Below are 22181 nucleotides of genomic sequence, written 5' to 3' on the forward strand. Positions count from 1 at the left end.
TGAACTCCGCCGTGTACGCTTGTTTTGGTACCTTGAACATCGTTTCTTTCCTTCCTTTGGGTCGAGTTTACACACGACCTACCGGAAGGCGAAATTTCGGGGGAAGCTCACATGTTTGGTTTGGCTGTCGGTGCACGGTCCTGAAGGGCGCGGAGATTGGTGACAACGTTGTGGTAGCTGCGACGAGCACAATCACCGCCAAACACGAGCAGCCGAACACTGTGATCGGGGGATCACCGGTGAGGGTGCTCAAGGAATCGGTAGAGTGGGAGGCATGAGCTGTATCTAATCCGCAGTTCGCAGAGGCGATCCGCGACTGCGTAGCCAACCTTCAATCTGCCTGATCGACAAGCGTTCGTGACCGGCCATGAAGGGCCGTTCTGGCTGCACGATCGAATGACCGATTCTTGCCGAACTGCGGTCCATCGTCTTACCCGACGGCGGTGAGCCCGAGCACGATCAGGTCGTTGGGGGTAAAGACGGGCAGTGCGTTGCATGCCGTGCGGATTGCCGTGAGCTCCCCCGATTCGGCCGCCTCGGCGGCGTTCAATAGCAACCCCAGATCGCCCTGTCGTTCGAGAAGCGCGCGCCGCATATCCGCGTGGATCGGCATCGTGGACAAGATATCCTCAATCGCACTGCCGAACAGCACATGAATCAACGAGAACACGCCCGTCATGAACGCGGTATCGGCAAACCAGACGTCGTCGGGCCGCAGCCGGCCGGAGGCAAGTTCCATGAATCGCGCGCGCGTGCCACACAGCTGCGACAGGGGATCGGAGCGCAACGCGTCGAGATTGCCATCCGCGAACAGGAGCAACTGGGCCCAGCGCGTGATTTGCCGGGTGCCCACTACCATGATCGCTTCGCGCATTGACGAAATCGTCCGGGCAAGCCCAGACGCGCTGGACTGGAGCAGACGCAACAGTTGAACGACGAGGTTCGGAATCCGCTTCAGTTCAGCTTCGAGCTCGAGAATTCCAGGTTCGCCGCTCAGCAGCACCATCAGGCGCAGCAGCGCGTCGCGCGACGGCGTGATGCGCCGCGATGTCAGCACCTGCGGTTTCGCAAAATGGTAGCCCTGAAACAGTTCAAAGCCCGCGCGCATGGCCGCGTCATGGTCTCCCCGTGTTTCGACTTTCTCGGCGAGCGACACCTTTCGGTGCTGCCTGACGGCGGCAACCAGTTCGGCAAGACGCTCGCGCGGACATTCCATGAAGTCGATCTTGACGATATCGACGCACGGCAGAAATGCGAGCAGGCGGGGCGATACCTGTGAGACATCATCCAGTGCGAGCCGGAAGCCCGCACGCCGCAACTCGTTGCAGCGCCTGAAGAGTGCCTCGTCGAAGGTCACCGTTTCGAGGATTTCGAGCACAAAGCGCTCGGGCGGCAACGGCAACTGTCGGACCATATCGGACATCAGCACCGTCCGGTCAACGTTTAAGTAGCCGGTGTGATCGCCCAGCGCGGCGCTCAGGCCCATATCGCCGACGAGTCTCGCGAGGACCTGCGCGGTGGCATCGGCGTCATCCGTGACTCGGGCGAGGTTGGTGGCGTCGGAGCGGAACAGCAGTTCGAACGCGTTCAACGCTCCGTTGCGGTCGACAATCGGCTGTCGACCAAGGTAGACGCTTTCCGGTGTGGCCTCTTTGCTGAGCGACGCCGGCTGGTCATCGATGGGGCTGGGCGAGGGTGCTCTTGCATTCATCTTTGAGCGCTTCTTCTGTCAAGGTAACTGGCTGCCAATCCGGCAGGCGCCGCAACATATGCGAATGCAATGTCGCGCTGCGGAGGTCGCCACGACAGCGCGACCGTCATGGCTTTCTGCGTGAGACAACGATTTACCGGCTTCTCGATGTTTATAAAATCCCCGGGCTTCTGTGTAGCACGGCTCAGGCGAGCACAACGGAACGGTTGCGCCCTTTCCGCTTGGCGCTGTAGAGCGTGGCATCGGCCTCATTGATGAGGACTTCGTAAGCCGGCAGACCTGGCCGCGCCGCCGCGCCGCCGACGCTCGCCGTCACACGCACGCGCACGCCGTTGGCTTCGACGGGCACATCGCCAATCGTCGAACGAACCCTTTCGGCGACGATCATCGCGTCGGCAAGCGACGTGCACGGCAGGAGCAGTGCGAACTCGTCGCCGCCGAAACGGCCGAGCGTGTCCTGAACGCGCACGGCGTTGGCAACGCGCTGCGCCGTGACGCGCAACACCGCATCGCCGACTGCATGGCCGTATCGGTCGTTGATGTCCTTGAAGCGATCGATATCGAAGAGCAGCACCGACAGCTCGCCCCCGTAACGCTGCCAGCGCAAGAACTCGTCGCGCAGGCGTGCTTCGAAAAAGCGCCGGTTCGCGATGCCGGTGATGCAGTCGCGGTTCGCATAGCCCTCAAGCCTGGCGACGACCTCTTCGCTTTCGCGCTGCATGACGCGCACATGCGTCACATCGGAAACCGTCACACAAACGGCCATGACCTCGCCGCCGCGCGTAAGCGGCATGAACGTGCAGTCCTGCTGCATGACGTCGACGCCGCACGTGATCGGCCTGTCATGATCGAACTTGAAGAGATAGGGACGTTGCTCCCACGAGCTGAACGCGAAGCTGCCGAGCCGGAAAACGCTCTCGATCTTGCGGGTGAGCCATACACGCGGCAGCTCGGGAAAGCTGGCGAAGATCGACTTACCGACAACCTGCTCTGCGGCATGTCCGCTGTGATCCTGCATGAAGCGATTCCACATCAGCACGTTCATGGCACGGTCAAGAACGACGATGCCGAAGCCGACCCGCGCGATCACGAGATCGCTGAGCGAGCGCTCCATCGCCTCCTTCATACGCTGGCCAACAACGCACTGAGCGCGTCGTCCATGCGGCTAATCGAGTCCTCGGCCATCAGCATGACGAGGTGCGCGCGGAAGCAGTGATTTTCGAGTGCGAAGTTGACTTCAAGCAGGAGCGCGGCGCGCCATGCGAGAAGGTCTGCCTGGAAGACATCGTCGAGCGAGATGTTCTCGCCGAGCAGACCCGGCGGCGAAAAGATCGGCGTGAGATTGAGCTGGTCCAGGATGCACGAGACGCACGCGCCCGTCAGCACGTTCGCGACATCGACCATCAGCTCCGTCTGGCTGATCGTTTCGTACGCTGAGTGAATGTACGGATCGTTGACCAGCGCACACAGGTGCCCGACGGCACCACTGCGGCAAATTACAAGCGCCTCGCCCTTGATGTCGGAGCGAAAGCCCTGGCGCACGGCGGTTACGCCTTGGTCAATGCCAGTCATCTCGCGCAGGGTCTGCGCGGCCTCGGCGACCCCGACCACGCACACGCGCGGCACCGACAGCTCGATGAAAGTATCGAGCAGGCGGGCAAGACGCGCCGCGGCCTGACCCATTGCCAGATTGGCGATTTCCTGCAAGGCGTCGCGCTGCTCTTCGGTGAAGACGTTCTCACGCATACAACCCGTTCTCTTTGTTGGTTGGTCTCATCCGCGCTAGGCGCGTCGCGAGTCTAATCGATCGTTATTGGCAGGCTTGACCGTGCGTATCAGTTTCCGAAGAATTCCCCGTCCATTTTTCAAAGAAATTCATGCCGGGCGGATTTTCGGTTAAATTCCCAAGCTAAATAGTCCAGAACACCCACCGGGCACACTCCAGTAAAGAGTTTTTTCGCATGCCCCCTGCGCTACTACGGCTGACGCCCGCCTTCCGCTGAAACACGGCATTGCCCATAGTTATTTCAGCGTGCTGGGGGAACCGCCACAGCGGCGGTTGTTGGCATGGCGGGATCGGGGCGGCCATGTTATCGACGTGCTGCCCTCGCGATCCGACCTGGAGAAGCCCTTCCAGGCTTCGATACACCGCTATCAGGTTGGCGAGCTTGTATTTTCGGATTACCGGTCGGACTTGATGGTGCTCGAGCGCTCACTGGCCCGGATCTCGAGGGACACGGTTCGTGACTTCGCATTTCATGTATTTCTGGAGGGCGGAGTCGAGAACATCGCGATACGCCGCACGTCTCGCGAACCCGTCCGTTCTGTTGCGAGCTTCCTCGCGCTCGATATGAGCCAACCCGTTCGGATCCAGCGCCATGCACGCAGGGTGCTCACGTTTTTCGTGCCGGGCGAGCTGGTGCAGGAAGTCTTCCCTTATCCGGAGGCCATCCACAGCCGTACGCTCCACGGTTCGACGCCGCTCGCGCGGCTGATCATCGAACACGTTGCGGCGCTCGGTCAGAACATCGCGTACATGAGCGCCGTGGAAGCGGACGGCGCCATACGCGCTGGAGCCCAGCTCCTCATCGCAGCGTTGGGCAAGCAGGCGGGCCTCAGCGGCAATGCGCGCGCGGCGGCCCGCGCAGTCATGTTCGGTCAGGTGCGACGCCATATACAGGTGTGCCTGCACGAAGAGGAACTCTCTCCCGAAAGCGTGCTCGATGCGCTGCCATTTCCTCGTCGGAGCCTGTATCGCCTGTTTGAGCATGAAGGTGGCCTGGGTGCCTATATCCGTCATCTCAGGCTACGGCGCGCGGCCGAAGATCTGGCCCGCTACCCGCATGTGACGGTGACGAATATTGCCTACGGAGTCGGCTTTAAAAGCGCTTCGGACTTCACGCGCGCCTTCCGGCGGGCTTACGGGATGGCACCGCAGGATTTTCGAGCTTTGGCCGGTAAGGTGGCTTAGGTTCTGGCTTGGCACGGCCACGTCGTATCGCCGGCGCGAAGATCGTCGTCAGCGCGCGCGTGCCGGTCCGGGTTTCGACGTGCCGTTCCTTGAACAGCATGAGCGCACAAAAACTGACGGCGCACGCCGGCGCCACATACCAGGCTGCAGACATTGGATTGCCGGTCCATCTGATCAATCCCGTCACGATGAATTGAGCGGTTCCGCCAAACAAGGCAACATGCAGCGCATGCGAAATCGCGACGCCGCTGGCGCGCACCCGAGCAGGAAACGCCTCGAGCACAAGCAGGGTGACGACGCCGGCGCCGAGCGCCACCACTACGCTAATGAGTCCGACGCCAAACAGGATAGGCAGCGCGCTGCTCGCACGGGTAATCATCAGAAAGACCGGGTAGACCAGAAGCGCCGTGCATCCCGAGGCGAAGAGGGCCAGTGGCTTGCGGCGAGGCAGGCGGTCTGTGAGACGGCCGGACAACGGCGGAATGACGACCAGCAGCAGCGCAGATAACGCGGACGTCAGGAATCCGGTGATGGCGGGCATGTGCATCACTCGAGTCACATAGCTCGGCATGTAGTAGACGATGGCGTAGACGGGCACGGATTGCCCCATCATCATCAACATTGCCAGGAGGATCGTCGTGCCATGCCCACGACACAGTTCGACGAGCGGCGTGCCGGAAGTTCTGGCCGTTGCGGCGGGGATCGGATCGTCGCGAAGCCGACGGCGAACGTAGAAGCCGACTGGCGCGATCAGAAGACCGATCAGGAACGGAATGCGCCAGCCCCACGAGGCAAGAGCGGCCGGGGACATCGTGCTGGTGAGCAGCACCCCCAGGGATGCGCCCATCAGCGCGGCCGCGCCCTGGCTAGCGAGCTGCCAGCTGACCTGATAGCCGCGACGTGACACTGGCCCTGCCTCCATAACGAAGGTTGCGGCAACGCCGATGTCGCCGCCGAGGGCGAAACCTTGCAGCGATCGACCAGCGATGACAATGAGCGGCGCGGTCACGCCGATCGTGGCAAATGACGGGCACAGACCGATCACGGCCGTCCCCAGGGCCGTCATCCAGCTGGTCCTCATCATCGCCGCGCGGCGCCCCACGCAGTCTGCGTAAGCGCCGATCACCGTCGCGCCAAGAGGACGCATGAAAAAACCGACGCCGAATGTGCCGACTGCCAGCAGTAACGAGGTCATCGGATCTGTCGCCGGGAAGAACTGGTCTCCAATCATCACCGCGAAGAATCCGAAAACGGTGAAATCGAACGTTTCAAGGCCAGTGACGAGCGATGTTGCGACAACGATTTTGAGAAGCTCGCGGCGATTCTCTTGACTTCCGGCCGGCTGGGCGTATGTCGCGACCGGGTCGGGGCACATTTTTTGTATGGTCATCAATAATGGCGCATGAGCTCTAAGTTGAAAACGCATCCTTATTGCGCGACGCGCTGCAACATATCACGTGTTCCTGTTCGCCGCTCGCCTCCGCACACGTAGCGCTCATTTCCGGTGTCCGGCCCGTGAATATATGACAGTCGCTGCAATGCCGAATGAGGATATTCGCTAACGTTTGCGTCTTGAAAGAGCAAATGTGCGTAGAGGTTGCAAAGCGTTAGTCCGCGTCACACCGAAGTCGACGGCATGGACTGGTACCCAGGGGAAAGTCGCTGCAGACTTGCCGGGGCGGCCGGTCGAAACGTCATTGGCGATTGACTCAAGTTGGCCCTATAGCGCCAGTTCGATGAACGTTCTATTGAGCGGCCGCTGGAATCTTCGACGGCCGCTTTCCGGCGGTTGCCGTGAACGCGCACTGCCGGCCAAGGAGAGCCGTTCACCCGCACCATCGTTCGGACATTCAGGCGGCTGTTCGGCACCAGCAAACGGCCATTCGAAATCGCGAGAGGCATGTTGCTCAATCGAGAATATAGCGGCCAGTGACGCCTGGGTGTTCCCTCGCGAGCGCCGAGAAGCGCCCGTCGGATTGGACGAAGACTATTAAAGCACTTGGGCGAAGTTGCCGTTATCCGCATGGTCCCCGCATGATTCTTGCGGCAACTTTTATACCAACTTCGCGTTGGCGCGCTGGAAGGTAGTCTTCTTACACACTGTTACTGTTACCTTATGATTTTTGCTCCCAGTCTAATCTGGTTCAGCACAGCCCTCCTGTTTCTGGCACCTGCTCTAAATCTCATTGTGCGAGGCGGTACCGGGTACTGTTTCTTCGCGCTTCTGGCGCTGGCGTTCGGCGCTGCTGTGGTCAACCGCAGCACGCCCGGCTATTTCTCGGCTTTACGCACCTACCGCTGGTTTACGGTGGGGATGCTGGCGTTAGTCGTGGCCGCTGTGGTCCAGCAAACGGTGCTCGGTTTCTGGCTGCCGCGCGAGTTTGATACGCTGTCACGCTTCATGCTTGCTCTGCCGGTGTTTCTGCTGTTGCGCCAGTTTCCGTCGCGGGCCCTGCGATTGATCGGCTGGGGCTGCGCCACGGGCGCGCTCGCAGTCGGACTGTGGGCGTTGATCTATCAGCCGCTCGGCGGCTGGACCGACGCGAACCGTCTGAACAATTCCTACACTAACGCGATTCCCTTTGGCGACACCGCGTTGCTGCTCGCCTTCCTGTCAATTTTCACGCTCGGGTGGGATAACCCACGTGACTGGCGCGTGCTCGCGCTGCGGCTGCTGGCGCTGGCAGGTGGCGGCTACGCCTCGTATCTGTCGGGCAGCCGCGGCGGCTGGCTGATGGTACCGGTGTTCGTGGTGCTGCTCGGTGCACAGTACCGCTGGTTCGCCCACAAGAAACGTCTGCTTGTGACGGCGCTGGGAATCGCGATCTGCGCGGGCGCGCTACTTTCAACACAGCGGGTCCAGCAGCGCCTCTCCGAAGCGACAAACGATATCACGCTGCTGAAGAAAGGCAACGACGACACCTCGCTCGGGCAGCGTCTGCAACTGTGGAGCGCATCGGGAGTCATTTTCTCGCGACACCCGCTGTACGGCATCGGCAAGGGCCACCTGGAGGACGAACTGGGCGCGATGGCGAAACGCGGCGAAGTCAAGAACGTGATCGTCAACGAGCGCGCGCACAGCGACTTCTTCTCGACCATCGCTGAAATGGGTCTGGTCGGCGCGGTGTCACTGCTGCTGTTCTACTTCGGCATAACCGTGTACTTCTGGCGCAACCGGATCTCGACCGACCCCGCCATCCGCGCCGCTGCCTACGCGGGCCTAGCGGTGGCCACCAGCACCATCATCTTCGGGCTGACGATCGACGTGCTCGTGCCAGTCATGGTCACGGTGCTGCTGGCGTTGCTGGTCGCCACGTTCATGGCGTTGATAGACGCGCGCAAACGCGAATGCGCGGCGGCACAACCGGCTCCCATTTGCGACGTTCAGAGCGACGACATCAATGCAGAGAGAGCTGCGACGTTCCGGTCTTCGGATTCGGCTTCGCTCCAATGCATTGCCGGCAAGTTTGCTAGTCGATCGAGGGCGCAATGATCTTTCTGAAATTGCTCACACGATCCCGGTCGGCAGACGTCCTGCGGAGCCATGTTATCACCGCCTTGGTCATTGGGACCTCGCGGACTGGAACCCGCGCCTAGCGGCTGAGAAACATATATGTGTTGCGTGGAGGCGCTAGGGCTTCCGCCGCACGAGATTGTGAGGTCTCAGGTCGACCTTGCACGGTTGCAAGCGGGTTTATGCCTAAGGCGCTTAGCTAATCGCTTCATTGGATTTGAGCCATCGCCTTCAAGCGCACAAGCGGATCAAAATAAACGAAAGGAAAAGAAAAAGTGCGTTTAGTGTATTTTTGCACGTCGCCGCGAACAAACGAGCACGCTGGCGGAGTCAAAGTCATCTACGACCATTCCAGCCGTTTGAATAACAGTGGCGTCATCTCTTCAGCGATCATGCATGATAGGCGTGGTTATGAGTACCCGTGGGTCAAACATGCTGCCCACCTGATTTCCGACAGGGATCTGCGTCCGACAGATCATCTGGTGTTGCCAGAAATCAAAGCGGCGCAGCTCGCGCGCATCCTGGCTCCAAGCGGACTGAAGTACTCGATTTTTGTCCAGAACGGATACTATCTGCGTGACCGCGACGGCGGCTGTACCGATGCCGACGTAGATTACGCATATCAGAACGCGTCTGCAATCCTGTCTATCTCTGAGGATACCTCCTCCCTGATTTCACTTCACTACCCGCATCTGACAGGTCGGATCGTGCGGGTGTTTTGCTCGGTAGATGACAGCGTGTTTAGCGCCGACCGCAAGAAACGCGACCTCATCACATATATGCCGCGCAAGAACGGCGCGCATGCGGCTGCCGTTGTCTTTGCATTGAAGAAGCGACTGCCCACGAATTGGGAAATTCGCGGGATCGACGGTATGAACGAGGCAGAAGTCGCGGCACTGCTTAAGGAATCGCAGATATTCATGTCGTTTTCAGGCTTGGAGGGGCTAGGTTTGCCGCCAGTTGAGGCCGCGCTGTGTGGAAACTATGTGATTGGGTATCACGGTGGCGGCGGCCGGGAATACTGGGCATCACCGAACTTTGAAGAAATCGCCGTTGGCGATCTTGGAACTTTCGTCAGACGGGTCGAGGAGCGCGCCCGTTTGTTGTCCAGTAGCGCTGACAATCTTGTTGAGCTTGAGCCAGGGATAGCTAGACTGCGCGCGCATTTTTTCCAAGATAATGAGTTGGCCGCTCTCCAGCGGTTTGTCGATAAACTCAAAATCGACACGCCAAGCAGAGCAACAGCGTCCCCAACCGCAGGATTCACGCCGATCCGGCTGCAAAAGCGGATGCGCCTTGGAAGGTGGCTAGCGTTGCGGCAAGTGCGCGCACGAACGCGTGCGTCAACATAGGCGCGGGTGTAAGTTTGCAGCGGCGGACTCGGGTTCACCCTCACCGAAATATAATTTGGAGCTAGGAATGAAATATTTGGCAATTACCGGCACCGTTCTCGCAGTTCTGTTTGCGATTCGTGCGGGTCAGTGCCTTCTTGCCCGAAGACGACTGCGTCGTGCAATCCTTGCGAGCAAGTTTGGACCCAAGTGGTAAGAGCGACCAGCGTGATGATTGTTCGCGGAAATTGCATTCGGTACAGGTTCAAAGTCTGGCGGCAAGGTGTTCTTGCCGAACGGCCGGTCGCACAGCCAGTCACAGTCCCAGCAATAAATGCGTCCGGCGCTGGGCGTATGTAACAAGGCAAAGAAGATCTTTACCGACTACTACATGCCACATGGCGCACGGCTGACGACAATACGTGTCGCGCCACCGCTTTCGACTTTAGCTCGTCGGAACGTCCGACTTAAGGTGCCGGTCAACGTCAGTAGCTGGACCGACTTCGGTCCCACGCCGATCATGTTCGACTACGGCCGTTCGGTGGCGCGGTGTATCTGCCGTGAGCGATCGGTATGGCCGAACACTTGTCGACTCTGCGGGAGAGTCCAGATGACCGTTGTATCTTGAAAGCGGCCGTTTTGGCTGCCGTCGATCGAAAGGCAGAAATGGGTCGGCTACGGAAGTTCGGCGCTGCAGCTTTAGGGGTGATCGCCGGCGCCGATTGGACTTCCGGGTGCGGGGCACAACGGTCATTTTCCATAGATGCCGGCTCACAGGTGATCGGCGATCGTGGTCGGCTGGCGGCAACCGGTTGCCGCCAACTCGAGCGTCCGCTTTAGCAGATTGGACCAAACAAGGTTGGTGGAGTGCTCAGGCATCTTGCATCTACGGAACCACTCTTCACCGTATATTGCGGAGACGAGTCTGCTCACGCTGGCGCATGCGTTGGCGAATCTGCACATAGAGATTGGCGTCTGGATTCGAAAGGTCGCGAAACGTAACCGCCAGAGAATATCGCTCGGCGAGATCTTGTCGAGGATTCCAGGGTTCGTCTTTTCTTGTCACGACTATGAATAAACGTCTTTCTTTAGATTACTTGTAGGTCCACGTTGCGCTTTGCAGTGTTCCTTTTGATCTTGCTGTTGCGTTGATGTTCGCGAAAGTAGATTCCGCCAGCTTTTGTGCGGCCGCCACTCGGTTACTATTGAACCATGCGCTCATCCGTGCCCGCTCGTCAGCTCGATCAAGTGGCCAGAGCTCCACGTCGACAATCGACGACACATCATCAGGCAAACCGAGCTGAGCAAGCGCAAAGCCAGTGCGGTCTGCGGCCGTCCACGAGTCGAATCCACGAATCGCCAACAGAAGGTTGGCGTATGTGACGTTACGCGCACGCGAACGGGCTCTATAGCCGTTGCCGGGGGCAGCGATGACAGAGTTTTAATGTTCAGGTCACGCCGGCGCACGATCTGCAACACATACTGTCTCCAAGACTTGCCAATTGGCGGTCGTAACATGGAGATCAAAATGAACGCGTCAAAGCTCGCAATAGTAAGTATGGCCGGGGCTCTCGTACTCGGCAGCATCTCAACTACAGCTTCTGCTCAAAAGACGAGAGATCAGGTGCGTCAGGAATTACTTCAGGCGCAGCATGATGGGCTGGTAGTGGCGGGCAAACAACCCTATCCGCCTACGGCAGAGACCCAGGCTCGCAATAAGGAACTGCATGCAATAACGAAGCACGCTGGGCAGACGGGCTCGGGATTTGATTCACACGACTATATTGCTCAGCAGTAGGGCGTCATTCCGTTCACATTTAGCGAGGGAATAAGCGTAGACGGGTGGCCGAACCCATCCGTCACGTCATGCTCGCTCTGGCGAAGCCGCTCTAACGGGGAAAGTTACGCCCGCTTCGGGAAGAGGAGCCAGAATGTCGTCAGCACTCCTGGCGCGCTATTTACTCCGCATTGCCCTTGATGAAGATCCATGATTGAACGGACAATTGCCAGTCCCAGCCCCGTTCCAGAAGCCGAGTTATGTCGGGATGGATCAATCCGGTAAAACCGATCGAAAAGCTTTTGCGTATGTTCTGATGCGATGCCTTTTCCGACGTCGGAAACCTCAATGGTTGTGCCGTCCGCCTGCCCAACGCACTTCACAATGACCTCAGAGCCTCGCGGCGCACTTACCAATGCGTTCGACAGAAGGTTGCTAAGCGCCCTCTGGAAAAGCAGCAGTTCGGCATCGACACTTGCCTGCCCCTCGACGCGAACAGTAATACCAGCGTCTTCAGCCATCGCCTCATAGAAACCCGCCACCCGACCCGCTTCCACGTTGGCGTCCAGGCGGCAGACCTTGATGGGCGACTCAGCGCTGTCGGACCGTGCAAGGAACAACATGTCTTCGATCATCCTTGAGAGACGCTGGTATTCATCAATACTCGATTCAATAACCTCTCGATAGTCTTCGGCAAGTCGAGGCTGTGACAATGCAACCTGCGCTGCGGCCTGGAGATTAGTCAAAGGAGTGCGCATGTCGTGCGCGAGATTGGAGGAAAACTGACTGAGGCGGGTAAAAGATTCGTTCAATCGGGAAAGCATGCCGTTAAATGCCAGCTCCAGCTCCTTAAGCTCACCAGAAGTATCTAGGGATGGAAGTGGATGTGCTAACCGGCTCGTAGACATTTCCTCTGCGCGTGATATCAAACGGCGTAGAGGACTCAGTCCGAACGTGGCAATGCCGTAGGCAAATGCGGCCGCGACGACTATCCCAAGCACTTCGATAACGACGATGGTGTACGCATGATGATGAAGCAACGCGAGGTCAGCGGAACGGTCGTACTGAATTGCAACCCGTGTTGAGAATATGGATGATTCGCCAAGTGGGGCATCGAAGACAAGGTAGCGGAGTTTGCCGTCTTCGGAGTCAATGGTGATCGGTCGCTCAATCGTTCGCCTCGCCAGAATCTGCGGATCCCGAACGAATGCGGCGGTTGTGACGAGTGCCTGTCCGGTCGAGTCAACAATGGCGAGGTCCATATTTCTGTGACCATGCAAGGGGTCAATCCACCGTGGCGTATCACGTGCAACCTCGTCCACGTTATGGGCCGCTCGGAGATGGGCCTGAAGAGCAGACATCATGCCGTGCATCTGTTCGGCGGCAACAAGGTCGATGCGATTTCTTAGCGACTCATACAGCGCGAGCTCGCTCAACGCAAGGAAGACAGACATTGACAATGCGACAAGGACCGCAAGACGGGCGCGGAGCGTTATCGGCAACATTCGTCTTGTCACGAGTCGCACGTTTCCCTTTTTTCCAGCACGTAGCCCATGCCCCGCACGGTGTGAATCAGCTTGGGTAGATAGGAATCGTCGATTTTAGAGCGTAGCCGACGGATGGCGGAATCCACGACGTTTGTATCACTGCTGAAGTTCATGTCCCAAATCTGCGATGCAATCGTGGCTCGAGGAAGGATTTCCCCTTCGCGGCGCATGAGTAACCAGAGCAACGCAAACTCCTTTGCTGTGAGCAAAATTGCGTCACCCTGACGGGTAGCTTTGCGTCGCGTGAGGTCAAGTTGCAGATCAGCGACCTGAAGAACATTGGTGTCGCGTGGCTGACCACGTCGCAGAATTGTCCTTACACGCGCAGTCAGCTCAACAAAGTCGAAAGGCTTCACGAGATAGTCGTCAGCACCTAGCTCAAGTCCTTTGACGCGATCGCTCACGTCGTCACGCGCAGTGAGGAAAAGGACTGGGGTAGGCTTTGATTTACGGAGATTCTGGAGAAGTGTCCAGCCATCTTGACCAGGTAGCATCACGTCGAGTATCAGCAGGTCATAGTCTTCCATCTCCGCCTGGTGCTGTCCCGTGATGCCATCCTCGACCCAGTCGACTGTATAGCCGGCTTCGGCCAGACCTCGGCGAAGATATCCCCCCGTCTTCGGTTCGTCCTCAACAATCAGAATTCGCATCCTGCACACCTCTTTAATCAGGCCAATGGACACGCTTGCCGCTGCAATACGAGTCTTCGTTGCGTGTGTTGCGTAATCCAGCAATTTCGCTGCCTCAACCTAACCCAAACGCTGGGGGGCGCCGCCCCACGGTGACATCTGAAAAGGCAAATGCGACGTCATATGCTACGGACGCGCTGAAGCGCACTGATGACGTCAAGATGAGATTTCCGTCATTTTGGCATTGAACTCGACAATCGCATATATCGTGGGGAGCATGGCACAGTCAAAGTCCTACGCACCCAAAGGGACTGACGCACTCCCCCTGCTGGCGTCAACATCGCGACGGAAACAGCGGATAACCTGGTGTCAGTCGAATATGAAATGTAGCGCGATGCTTTCCATGGACTTTTCGCGGCCACGTAGGCCTTCATCGGCATATCTTTGCCTTCGTGACCTTTTGTCCAGCCTGCGGCTGGTTTTCTTTCGCTCAGGCAAGCGCTTGGCCGAGCACCCAGGACTGGCACTGCCAGCTGCGAGCGGCATGCCGGACGCCCAGCGGACCCGCTTGCGTTTTGAATCGTCGATTCGGCCATGCGCGCGCTGCAGACCTGATCTACTCCCGACTCATTTGACATTTCCAGAGACTGGCAGCGGCGATCGCGATTTCTGACAGTTTTCTCATTTTTCCATCATCTTCCCGCACCGCGTTATCCGCACACTTGCATTGTCTTTGCGGAACAACGATGAGAAAGGCCTGAAAGTCCGGCGTTGCTGCGGAGAAAAGAGACTCGCATGCGATTCAGTCGGTATGAAGGCAATTCACAAGATACCCAGCCAGACATCTTTCAGGCGACCCGCGAAAGAAAGGTGTCTCGCGGTGGCGGGGCAGACGGGAAAGTTCGCATCTCGCAATGCAGTACTGGCGTCGCCTGGAGCGACAATTTGGAGTTTCTTATGTGGGAAACACTTCGGGCGGATAAGCTCACGCTTTCGGCGAGCATTGCCATTGCTTGCCTTTGCTTGACTCTGCCCAGTTACGCTGCGGAACAAACAGCGGAATTCGCCGTATCGCCGTCCCAGATGCAGGGTCTAGGCATTACGGTGCTAAAACTCAGCGACCCAGGTGTTGTCCCGGCAATAGCCGCGCCGGCGCGGGCTGTACTATCGCCGAATCGGGACATGGTAGTCAGCGCTCCGTTAGATGGAGTGGTGGACCGGCTGCTCGTCAATCCTCATGACGTTGTCAAGGCCGGGCAGCCATTGATGCAGCTTGCCAGTCCTGCCTATAGCGACCTTCAGCTCAGGTTGATGGATGCATCTTCAAAGGCGCGGCTGGCGCGACAAACGTTGGACCGTGAGGCCAAGCTGTTCGCTGAAGGCATTATTCCCGAGCGCCGCGTGCAGGAAGCGCAGGCAGGTGACAGCGCTGCAAGCGCGGCACTTCGACAGATTGAAGCGGAACTCAGGCTCGCTGGAGCGGACCCCTCAGGCGCGCGACGCTCGGCAGCAGCCGGCAAAATTGACGCCGTGCTGATCGTCCGTGCCCGCAGCAACGGACTGGTCGTGTCCTTGGATGCAAAGCCAGGCCAACGCGTACGCCAGGCAGATTTGCTAGCTCGAATCGCGGATTTGAGCGAAATGTGGCTCGAAATTCAGGTGCCGACGAACACCGACGTTGCTCGCGGCACGGCCTTAACGGTCACCGGCAAGGATGTGCGCGCGGTGGCCGAGTCGACCGGGAGAATGGTTAGCGATAGTCAGACCACGACCCTTCGGGCACGCGTAACTGCAGGCGCCGACAAGTTGCTGCCAGGCGAAGTGCTGCAAGTCAACATTCCAGCCCCTACACCTGAAGGGTGGACATTGCCTTTGCCATCGGTTACCCGGCAGGATGACAGAGCGTACGTGTTCGTACGAAGCTCGAAGGGTTTCGTCGCGACGCCAATTAACGTGCTCTCAAGTGCCGGTCAATCAGTCCGTGTGCAGGGCAACCTGAAGCGCGGTCAGGAAGTTGCCGTAAGTTCGGTGATTGCGCTGAAGGCAGCCTGGCTCGGCAAGGGTGGAGGCGAGTAATGCTCACCCGTCTTGTTCAGTTCGCCCTGTCACAGCGTCTATTCGTGCTTCTCGGAGCCGCGCTGCTCGCCGGATTCGGTTGGTATTCGTTCCGTAACCTTCCGATCGATGCGTTTCCAGACGTCTCCAGCACTCAGGTCAAGGTGATTCTGAAGGCGCCCGGCATGACGCCGGAAGAAGCCGAGAATCGAATTGCAGCACCTATAGAAGTGGAGATGCTCGGCATCCCCCGGCAAAAGATGCTGCGATCGGTATCCAAGTACGGCATCGTCGATGTAACGATCGACTTTGAGGATGGAACCGACATTTACTGGGCCCGTCAGCAGGTCGGCGAGCGCCTGGCAAACATCCAGAGCGATTTACCCCCGGGCCTTTCCGGCGGGATGGCACCCATTACCACGCCGTTGGGTGAAATGTATCAATTCACCATTGAAGCGCCCCGGATGTCACTTGAGGAGCGGCGGCTCGTGCTTGACTGGTCCATTCGGCCAGCGCTGCGGACCGTGCCCGGGGTTGCGGATGTCAATTCACTCGGCGGCAAAGTCCGGAGCTTCGAAATCGTGCCTGACGCCGCACGGCTCAGCGCAATGGGTTTATCCACAGCATCCATCCGTAAGGCGATCGAGGAGAACAACCGGAACGATGGCGCGGGACGTCTCGGCGAAGGCGACGAGGTGTTGCTCGTACGCGCGGAAGGAAGTATCCGGAACGCCGACGACATCCGTGCGGTGGTGGTCGCAAAGAAAGATGACGTTCCCGTCCGGCTGGGAGATGTCGCCGAAGTTCGCCTGGGAAGCGTCACGCGGTACGGTGTTGTAACGAAGGACGGATCGGCCGAAGCAGTCGAAGGTCTCGTGCTCGGACTGGCCGGAGCAAACGCCCAGCAGGTCGTTGAGGGGGTAACGCGCAAACTTGCCGAACTCCAACCGACCCTGCCGCCTGGTGTCACCATCAAGCCCTTCTACAATCGGGCGCAACTTGTCGAGCGCGCAGTAGGGACCGTGTCGCGCGCGCTGCTCGAAGCCACGGTACTCGTGCTCATCCTGCTTGGTGCGTTCCTTGGCAACGTCCGGGCCGCCATAACTGTCGCACTTATATTGCCGCTTTCCGCGCTCTGGACGTTTATCGCCATGCGAATGACGGGCATGTCCGCCAACCTGATGAGTCTTGGCGGCCTGGCCATCGCACTCGGCATGCTGGTTGATGCTGCGGTTGTAGTGGTCGAGAATATCGTTCAGCAGTTAGGTCACGACAAGACTTCTGACAAACTTCCGCGCCTGCACATCATTCTTCGCGCAGTCAGGGAAGTCGCGGCGCCGGTGGTATCCGGCGTCCTCATCATCGTCACCGTCTTCCTTCCACTCCTTACCCTTCAGAATCTTGAAGGCAAGTTCTTCGTGCCTGTGGCAATGACCATAGTCTTCGCGCTCGCGGGTTCTCTACTGCTCTCGCTGACTGTCATCCCGGTTGTCGCGTCGTATCTCATCAAAAAGGTGTCGCACGAAGACCCGTGGCTCGTACGCAAACTGATGAATGTCTACGAGCCGCTTCTCGCCGCAGCGCTCCGGCGCGAGAAGCTCGTGTACGGAGTCGCTGTTGCCATGCTCGTCGGTGCCGGCATCGTTTACATGGGCGTGGGCAAAACGTTCCTGCCCACAATGGATGAAGGCGATCTGATCGTTGGTATTGAAAAGCTTCCTTCGGTAAGTCTTGAAGAGACAGCTGCGCTGGATATGAAGATTCACCAGGCGCTGATGCGCCAAATCCCGGAGATTGAGGGCGTCGTCGCCCGCGCGGGCTCTGACGAAATCGGCCTCGATCCGATGGGTCTTAACCAGACCGACACTTTTCTCGTGCTGAAGCCGCGTTCTGAATGGAAGCTGGCGAACAAGGACGAACTGATTTCCAAGGTTCGTTCCGTTCTCGACCAGATGCCCGGAATCAGCTACAGCTTCACGCAGCCAATCGACATGCGCGTATCCGAAATGATTATCGGCGTGCGTGGCGACCTCGCCATCAAGGTCTTTGGTCCTGACCTCAATACCTTGAGTGACATTGCCGGTAAGATCGAGGCGACCATGAAAACGGTCAGTGGTAACCAGGACGTGTACACCGTTCAGAACGACGGCGTCCAGTATCTGCGCGTGATCGTTGACCGGCTTGCTGCTGGAAATTATGGGCTTTCGGTGGAGGACGTCCAGGATGCCCTGCGTGTGCAGATTGAAGGGCAGCGCGTTGGTACTGTCACTGACGGTGTCCGACGGACTCCCATCGTGCTCCGCGGCCCAGACCTCGTGCGGATCTCGCCCGCGGAGTTTGCGGCGATGCGGATTGCGACGCCCGCGGGCCAGTCTATCCCCCTCCAGTCGCTGGCAACCCTGAAGCGGGATGGTGGCCCCGTTCAGGTGAATCGGGAGCTTGGCAGCCGCTACAGCGTGGTCATTGCGAACGTCGATGGTCGGGACCTCGTTGGATTCGTAGAAGAAGCGAAGCAAAAGGTCGAACAGGCCGTGAAGCTGCCGCAGGGCTACAGCATCACCTGGGGTGGTCAGTTCGAGAATCAGCAGCGCGCTGCGGCCCGTCTCGCACTGGTTGTACCACTTGCGCTAGGCATCATTTTTCTGATTCTGTTTTCCACTTTCGGAACCGTGCGTCAAGCGTTGCTGGTCCTGAGCAATATTCCGTTTGCGCTGGTAGGCGGCATAGTTGGACTTTGGGTCACGGGCGAGTATCTGTCGGTGCCTGCATCGGTCGGCTTCATCGCGCTGCTCGGCATCGCTGTCCTCAATGGTGTCGTGCTAGTGAGCTACTTCAACCAGTTGCACGCGGAAGGGCTGGATCTCATCGATTGTGTGAAACAGGGGGCGCGACGTCGGCTACGCCCCGTCCTGATGACCGCGTCGATCACCGCATTCGGGCTCGTTCCGTTGCTGTTCGCGAGCGGGCCGGGTTCAGAAATCCAGCGTCCTCTTGCAATTGTCGTAATTGGCGGACTCGTGACCGCGACCTCGCTGACTCTCATTCTTCTGCCGTTACTGTACCTGCGATTTGGACGGCCACAGGCTCGTGGACTTGCTTCGCCGGAGACATTCAATGATTGATTGCTGTCTGAATATATTCGCACCCTCGGGTCTCGAAGAGCGTGTCCTTGACGCACTTCTTGCGATGGAGGGAACCGCGATACTCGTCAGTTCGCCTGCCTACGCGCATGGATTCGCCCACGGCACGCTGAGCACGACAGAGCAGGTCAGCGGACGCAGCAGTGCAACCGTGATTCAGTTGTTGATCCCGGAGAGCCGGCTCGCATTAATTACCTCAGGATTGCAGCAGGAGCTTGGCCGCAGTGACTTGCGTTACTGGGCCACAGCCGTTACACATGCGGGAGAATTCAAATGAAGTGGCTTCGATGGGGCTCTCTGTCGATGGCTGTAGCCGCCGCTTTTGGGGGGGGCGCACAGGCGCAGGAGATGCCTGTGCCTGAATTTTTGCCAACCACAGACCAGGCAATCGCCTGGATTGACGCGGAGCCTTCCGTCTCAATGGCCCGCAACCTCGCTGAGGCAGCCAGTTACGGTGGAGCGGCTGTCAAGGCGTCTCCCTATGAGTGGACCACCACTTTGCAGGGGCAGCGTCGGAGGTATCAGGATACGGGACTGAATTCCAACGAGTTTAATGTTCAGATCGAGCGCACTATTCGCATTGTCGGCAAGGCGGGACTCGATAGGCAGCTTGGCGATCTGGACGCCCGAGTGGGTCGCGCGAAATTCGTGATGGCTCGTCACGAGACAGCGCAGGCACTTTCGGCTATGTGGATCAGTTTGATCGTCGCTAAGCGGCAATTGAACCTGCTGAACGAACAGATGGGTTTTGCGGCTAGCAACGTGGAAGCCGTCAAACGACGCAAGCGCGCCGGTGACGCTTCTACTCTTGAGGTGAATCTTGCTCAGGCAGATCTGGGCGAAGTAAAAAGACAGGCCAGCAATGCTTCGACTGACCTGAGCAAGTCGAGAGCAGCGCTGCTTACGCGCTTCCCTTCCGCGGAACCCGGCTCGGCCACCTTGCCTGAACCGCGGCCGCCTGTGTGGCAGGAGGCCGAATGGCGAGAACGCATTGTCGCCGCGTCCGACGCAATGCAAACGGCTCAGGGCGAATGGGAAAAATCGCAGTTGACTGCGCAGCGCGTGAGAGCCGACCGGATTCCGGATCCGACGATCGGCATCTTCGCGGGGACGGAGGCAAGGCGCAACGAGAAAATTATCGGTGTGAGCGTTAGCATTCCGCTTTCGGGCACCTACCGTGCAGAGAAAGCACGGCAGGCAGGCAAAGAAATGGATGCTGCGCTGAGTTCTCTCGACCGGGCACGCATCGATAGTCAACTCGAAGCGATGCAGACATATTCAGAGGCTAAAGGTAGTTTCGAGCGATGGCGCATTGCAACGGAGAGTGCCGATCTCGCAGAGCAAAACGCACAGATGACGCAGCGCGCGTATCTTCTTGGCGAAACGGATCTTCAGTCGCTGCTTCTCGCGCAACGCCAGTCGCTCGAAGCATCGCGGGCGGCCATCGGTGCCCAGGGTGATGCGGTGAGTTGGGAAATGCGAATGCTGATTGACGCACACCTTATCTGGAATCTGGCTCTCGATTGAGCGGCGAAAAGTCGATTCTTTTCAGGAGGTCAGACGTTCCGCGATACGTGAGCGTCTGACCCAACCGACAGGATGCGGGCGTGTCACGTGGCATTACCGGGCGTTGGCCAGATAGGGAGCGCTTCAGTCGTCCTTCGTCTTGCGCGGCCAGGTGGGGTGACGGTCGTCAATGGTAAACGGGTGTCTATGCTGAGATCGAGCTGTGCGCTCGCCTTCGCCCAGATGGGATTCGTCCTCAGGCGCAGGATGCTCGTGCTCAACGATGTCGGGGTCGCGTGCCGGCCATATCCACCACGCGGCGGCGGTACCGAGCGCTGTCAGCACGGCCATCACTGGAAGGATACCGGTCATGCCGATTTTCGCCCCGAGAGATCCCGCTACCGGATAGGTAATCAGCCAGCAGACGTGTGAGAGGGAGAACTGGGCAGCGAAGACGGCCGGACGATCCGTGGAACCGGCTGAGCGCCGCAGGAGGCGCCCACTCGGCGTCAGCGTCATCGAGTACCCCAGTCCAATCACAAACCAGGTCGCAAGGAATGCCGGCCATTCGAAGCGTCCGCCGGCAGCTGCAACGACCGTCCCGAATCCAAGGCCGACTGTCATTACGGACGCGCCGAGGAGCATTGCCGGTCGGTCGGGCCTCCGATCCAGCAATTTCGGCAGAATCAGGGCCATCAGCATCGAACCGCAGCCGAATGCCGCCAGCCCGAGCGATACGTCAGAGCTGCTGCGGCCAAGCTTGCTTTCCACATAAACCACTGTGTTCACAATAACCATTGAGCTTGCGGCCGCAGCCGCGAAGTTCAGTGCGAGCAGTCCCAGCAGTCGTGGCGTGCGCAGATAGATGGAAATTCCGCGAAACGTTTTCTTGTAGACACTACCCGTCACTTCGACCGCCGGAGACTTGGGCAGGCTCACCGTCATGACCAGCGCGGCGGAGCAGAGAAAACCGACAACCGTCCCCGCGAAAAGGGAATGAAACGAGATGACCGTGAGGAGTGCGGCAGCCAGTATGGGGCTGACGAGGCTCTCCATGTCGTACGCCAGCCGCGAAAGCGAAAGGGCGCGGGTGTAATCGTTCTCGTCCGGCAACACATCGGGAATCGTCGCCTGGAATGTCGGCGTAAATGCGGCCGACGCACTCTGCAGCACAAACACGAGCACGTAGACCTGCCAGGCTTGGGTGACGAATGGTAAGCAGATGGCCACGGCGGCCCGGACGAGGTCCATCGAAACGAGGAATGCGCGGCGAGGGAGCCGATTAGCGAAGGCACCGACGACCGGCGCGATTACGACGTAGGCCACCATCTTGATCGCAAGCGCAGTACCGAGCACGCTGCCGGCGTTCGCTCCCGCGATGTTATAAGCGAGAAGGCCTAACGCTACGGTTGCGAGGCCCGTGCCAACGAGCGCAATCACTTGTGCGAGAAAAAGATGACGATAGGTCCGGTTTGAAAGTACGCCGAGCACTCTGGATTCCCCTTCAATAAAATGGCTGAAATGTCCTCGTAAGCGGATGCGCTGCAAACCGGACCGGTTCGTTCGATGCCGTCTTCTGGTTTCGAGCCTCTGCATTCATGGCGGAAGCACTGCATTTTCATTTTAGAGTATCATCCTATCCACCTGGATAGGATAAAGTTATTCTCTAGCGATACCACTTTCTGTCCTGATATTTCCTTCAACATGAATGCTTTTTTGACCTACGCGACATGCCCGTTCACACATCGCACACCGACATCATCAAGCGGCTGAAGCGAGCCGACGGCCATCTCAAGAGCGTTATCACAATGCTCGAGGAGGGCCGGGCATGTGTCGACATTGCGCAGCAGTTGCAAGCAGTAGAAAGCGCAGTGACCAACGCGAAGCAGACCTTGATACACGACCACATCGATCACTGTCTTGACGGCGCGGTACATGAAGGCAAGCAAAGTGCCGATGATGCAATCGCTGAACTGAAAGCAATCACCAAATATCTCTAG

General features: G+C 58.6%; 17 protein-coding genes. 10 read left to right on the plus strand and 7 right to left on the minus strand.

What is annotated here, in order from left to right; translation table 11 throughout:
* Positions 1-11 precede the first annotated feature (11 nt).
* Positions 12-278, plus strand: coding sequence for an acyltransferase (locus tag HV744_RS38430; RefSeq protein ID WP_425497696.1), 267 nt, complete (start codon positions 12-14; stop codon positions 276-278).
* 152 nt (positions 279-430) lie between these two features.
* Here HV744_RS38430 and HV744_RS11280 read toward each other — a convergent pair whose 3' ends face one another.
* The 3 genes from HV744_RS11280 to HV744_RS11290 form a co-directional block, all read right to left on the minus strand.
* Positions 431-1711, minus strand: a complete 1281-nt coding sequence (locus tag HV744_RS11280; protein ID WP_175149581.1) for an EAL and HDOD domain-containing protein — start codon at positions 1709-1711, stop codon at positions 431-433.
* A gap of 184 nt (positions 1712-1895) precedes the next feature.
* Entirely contained in the window at positions 1896-2825 is a 930-nt protein-coding gene (locus HV744_RS11285; RefSeq protein ID WP_425497685.1) for a sensor domain-containing diguanylate cyclase, read from the minus strand.
* Positions 2826-2833: 8 nt separating this feature from the next.
* Positions 2834-3457 carry a chemotaxis protein CheC gene (locus tag HV744_RS11290; protein ID WP_175149583.1) on the minus strand — a complete coding sequence of 208 codons (624 nt, stop codon included), beginning with the start codon at positions 3455-3457 and terminating at the stop codon, positions 2834-2836.
* Between the two features lie 286 nt (positions 3458-3743).
* Here HV744_RS11290 and HV744_RS11295 point away from each other — a divergent pair, with 286 nt between their 5' ends.
* Complete coding sequence (locus tag HV744_RS11295) at positions 3744-4682, plus strand: helix-turn-helix domain-containing protein (RefSeq protein WP_246279008.1); 939 nt, start codon at positions 3744-3746, stop codon at positions 4680-4682.
* Here the strand turns inward: HV744_RS11295 and HV744_RS11300 are convergent.
* Entirely contained in the window at positions 4609-6072 is a 1464-nt protein-coding gene (locus tag HV744_RS11300; RefSeq protein WP_175149584.1) for an MFS transporter, read from the minus strand. The genes HV744_RS11295 and HV744_RS11300 overlap by 74 nt on opposite strands.
* A gap of 726 nt (positions 6073-6798) precedes the next feature.
* Between HV744_RS11300 and HV744_RS11305 the strand changes: the two genes are divergently transcribed.
* From HV744_RS11305 to HV744_RS11315, 3 genes are all read left to right on the plus strand, one after another.
* Positions 6799-8175 (plus strand): O-antigen ligase family protein, encoded by a 1377-nt coding sequence (locus HV744_RS11305; protein ID WP_175149585.1) that lies wholly within the window; start codon positions 6799-6801, stop codon positions 8173-8175.
* Between the two features lie 296 nt (positions 8176-8471).
* Positions 8472-9548, plus strand: coding sequence for a glycosyltransferase family protein (locus tag HV744_RS11310; RefSeq protein WP_175149586.1), 1077 nt, complete (start codon positions 8472-8474; stop codon positions 9546-9548).
* A gap of 1507 nt (positions 9549-11055) precedes the next feature.
* The gene (locus HV744_RS11315) at positions 11056-11325 is read left to right on the plus strand and encodes a DUF4148 domain-containing protein (protein WP_175149756.1); all 270 of its coding nucleotides are present in this window, start codon (positions 11056-11058) and stop codon (positions 11323-11325) included.
* Between the two features lie 104 nt (positions 11326-11429).
* On the opposite strand, the gene HV744_RS11320 is transcribed toward HV744_RS11315, so the two are convergent.
* Both HV744_RS11320 and irlR read right to left on the minus strand, forming a co-directional pair.
* Positions 11430-12821, minus strand: a complete 1392-nt coding sequence (locus HV744_RS11320) for a heavy metal sensor histidine kinase (RefSeq protein ID WP_175149587.1) — start codon at positions 12819-12821, stop codon at positions 11430-11432.
* Positions 12818-13501, minus strand: a complete 684-nt coding sequence (gene irlR / locus HV744_RS11325; RefSeq protein WP_175149588.1) for a heavy metal response regulator transcription factor IrlR — start codon at positions 13499-13501, stop codon at positions 12818-12820. The genes HV744_RS11320 and irlR overlap by 4 nt, the downstream gene beginning before the upstream one ends.
* A 774-nt stretch (positions 13502-14275) precedes the next feature.
* On the opposite strand from irlR, the gene HV744_RS11330 reads away from it, so the two are divergent.
* From HV744_RS11330 to HV744_RS11345, 4 genes are all read left to right on the plus strand, one after another.
* A complete protein-coding gene (locus tag HV744_RS11330; RefSeq protein ID WP_175149589.1) occupies positions 14276-15556 on the plus strand; it encodes an efflux RND transporter periplasmic adaptor subunit in 1281 nt (426 codons plus the stop codon).
* A complete protein-coding gene (locus tag HV744_RS11335; RefSeq protein WP_175149590.1) occupies positions 15556-18657 on the plus strand; it encodes an efflux RND transporter permease subunit in 3102 nt (1033 codons plus the stop codon). Before HV744_RS11330 ends, HV744_RS11335 begins: the two co-directional genes overlap by 1 nt.
* Positions 18650-18952, plus strand: coding sequence for a DUF3240 family protein (locus HV744_RS11340; RefSeq protein WP_175149591.1), 303 nt, complete (start codon positions 18650-18652; stop codon positions 18950-18952). The genes HV744_RS11335 and HV744_RS11340 overlap by 8 nt, the downstream gene beginning before the upstream one ends.
* Positions 18953-19029: 77 nt before the next feature.
* Positions 19030-20202, plus strand: a complete 1173-nt coding sequence (locus tag HV744_RS11345; protein ID WP_175149592.1) for a TolC family protein — start codon at positions 19030-19032, stop codon at positions 20200-20202.
* A gap of 123 nt (positions 20203-20325) precedes the next feature.
* Here the strand turns inward: HV744_RS11345 and HV744_RS11350 are convergent, their stop codons facing one another.
* The gene (locus tag HV744_RS11350; protein ID WP_175149757.1) at positions 20326-21672 is read right to left on the minus strand and encodes an MFS transporter; all 1347 of its coding nucleotides are present in this window, start codon (positions 21670-21672) and stop codon (positions 20326-20328) included.
* Positions 21673-21911: 239 nt separating this feature from the next.
* Here HV744_RS11350 and HV744_RS11355 point away from each other — a divergent pair, with 239 nt between their 5' ends.
* A complete protein-coding gene (locus HV744_RS11355; protein ID WP_175149593.1) occupies positions 21912-22181 on the plus strand; it encodes a metal-sensing transcriptional repressor in 270 nt (89 codons plus the stop codon).

It is taken from the genome of Paraburkholderia ultramafica (assembly GCF_902859915.1).
Lineage (GTDB): Bacteria > Pseudomonadota > Gammaproteobacteria > Burkholderiales > Burkholderiaceae > Paraburkholderia > Paraburkholderia ultramafica.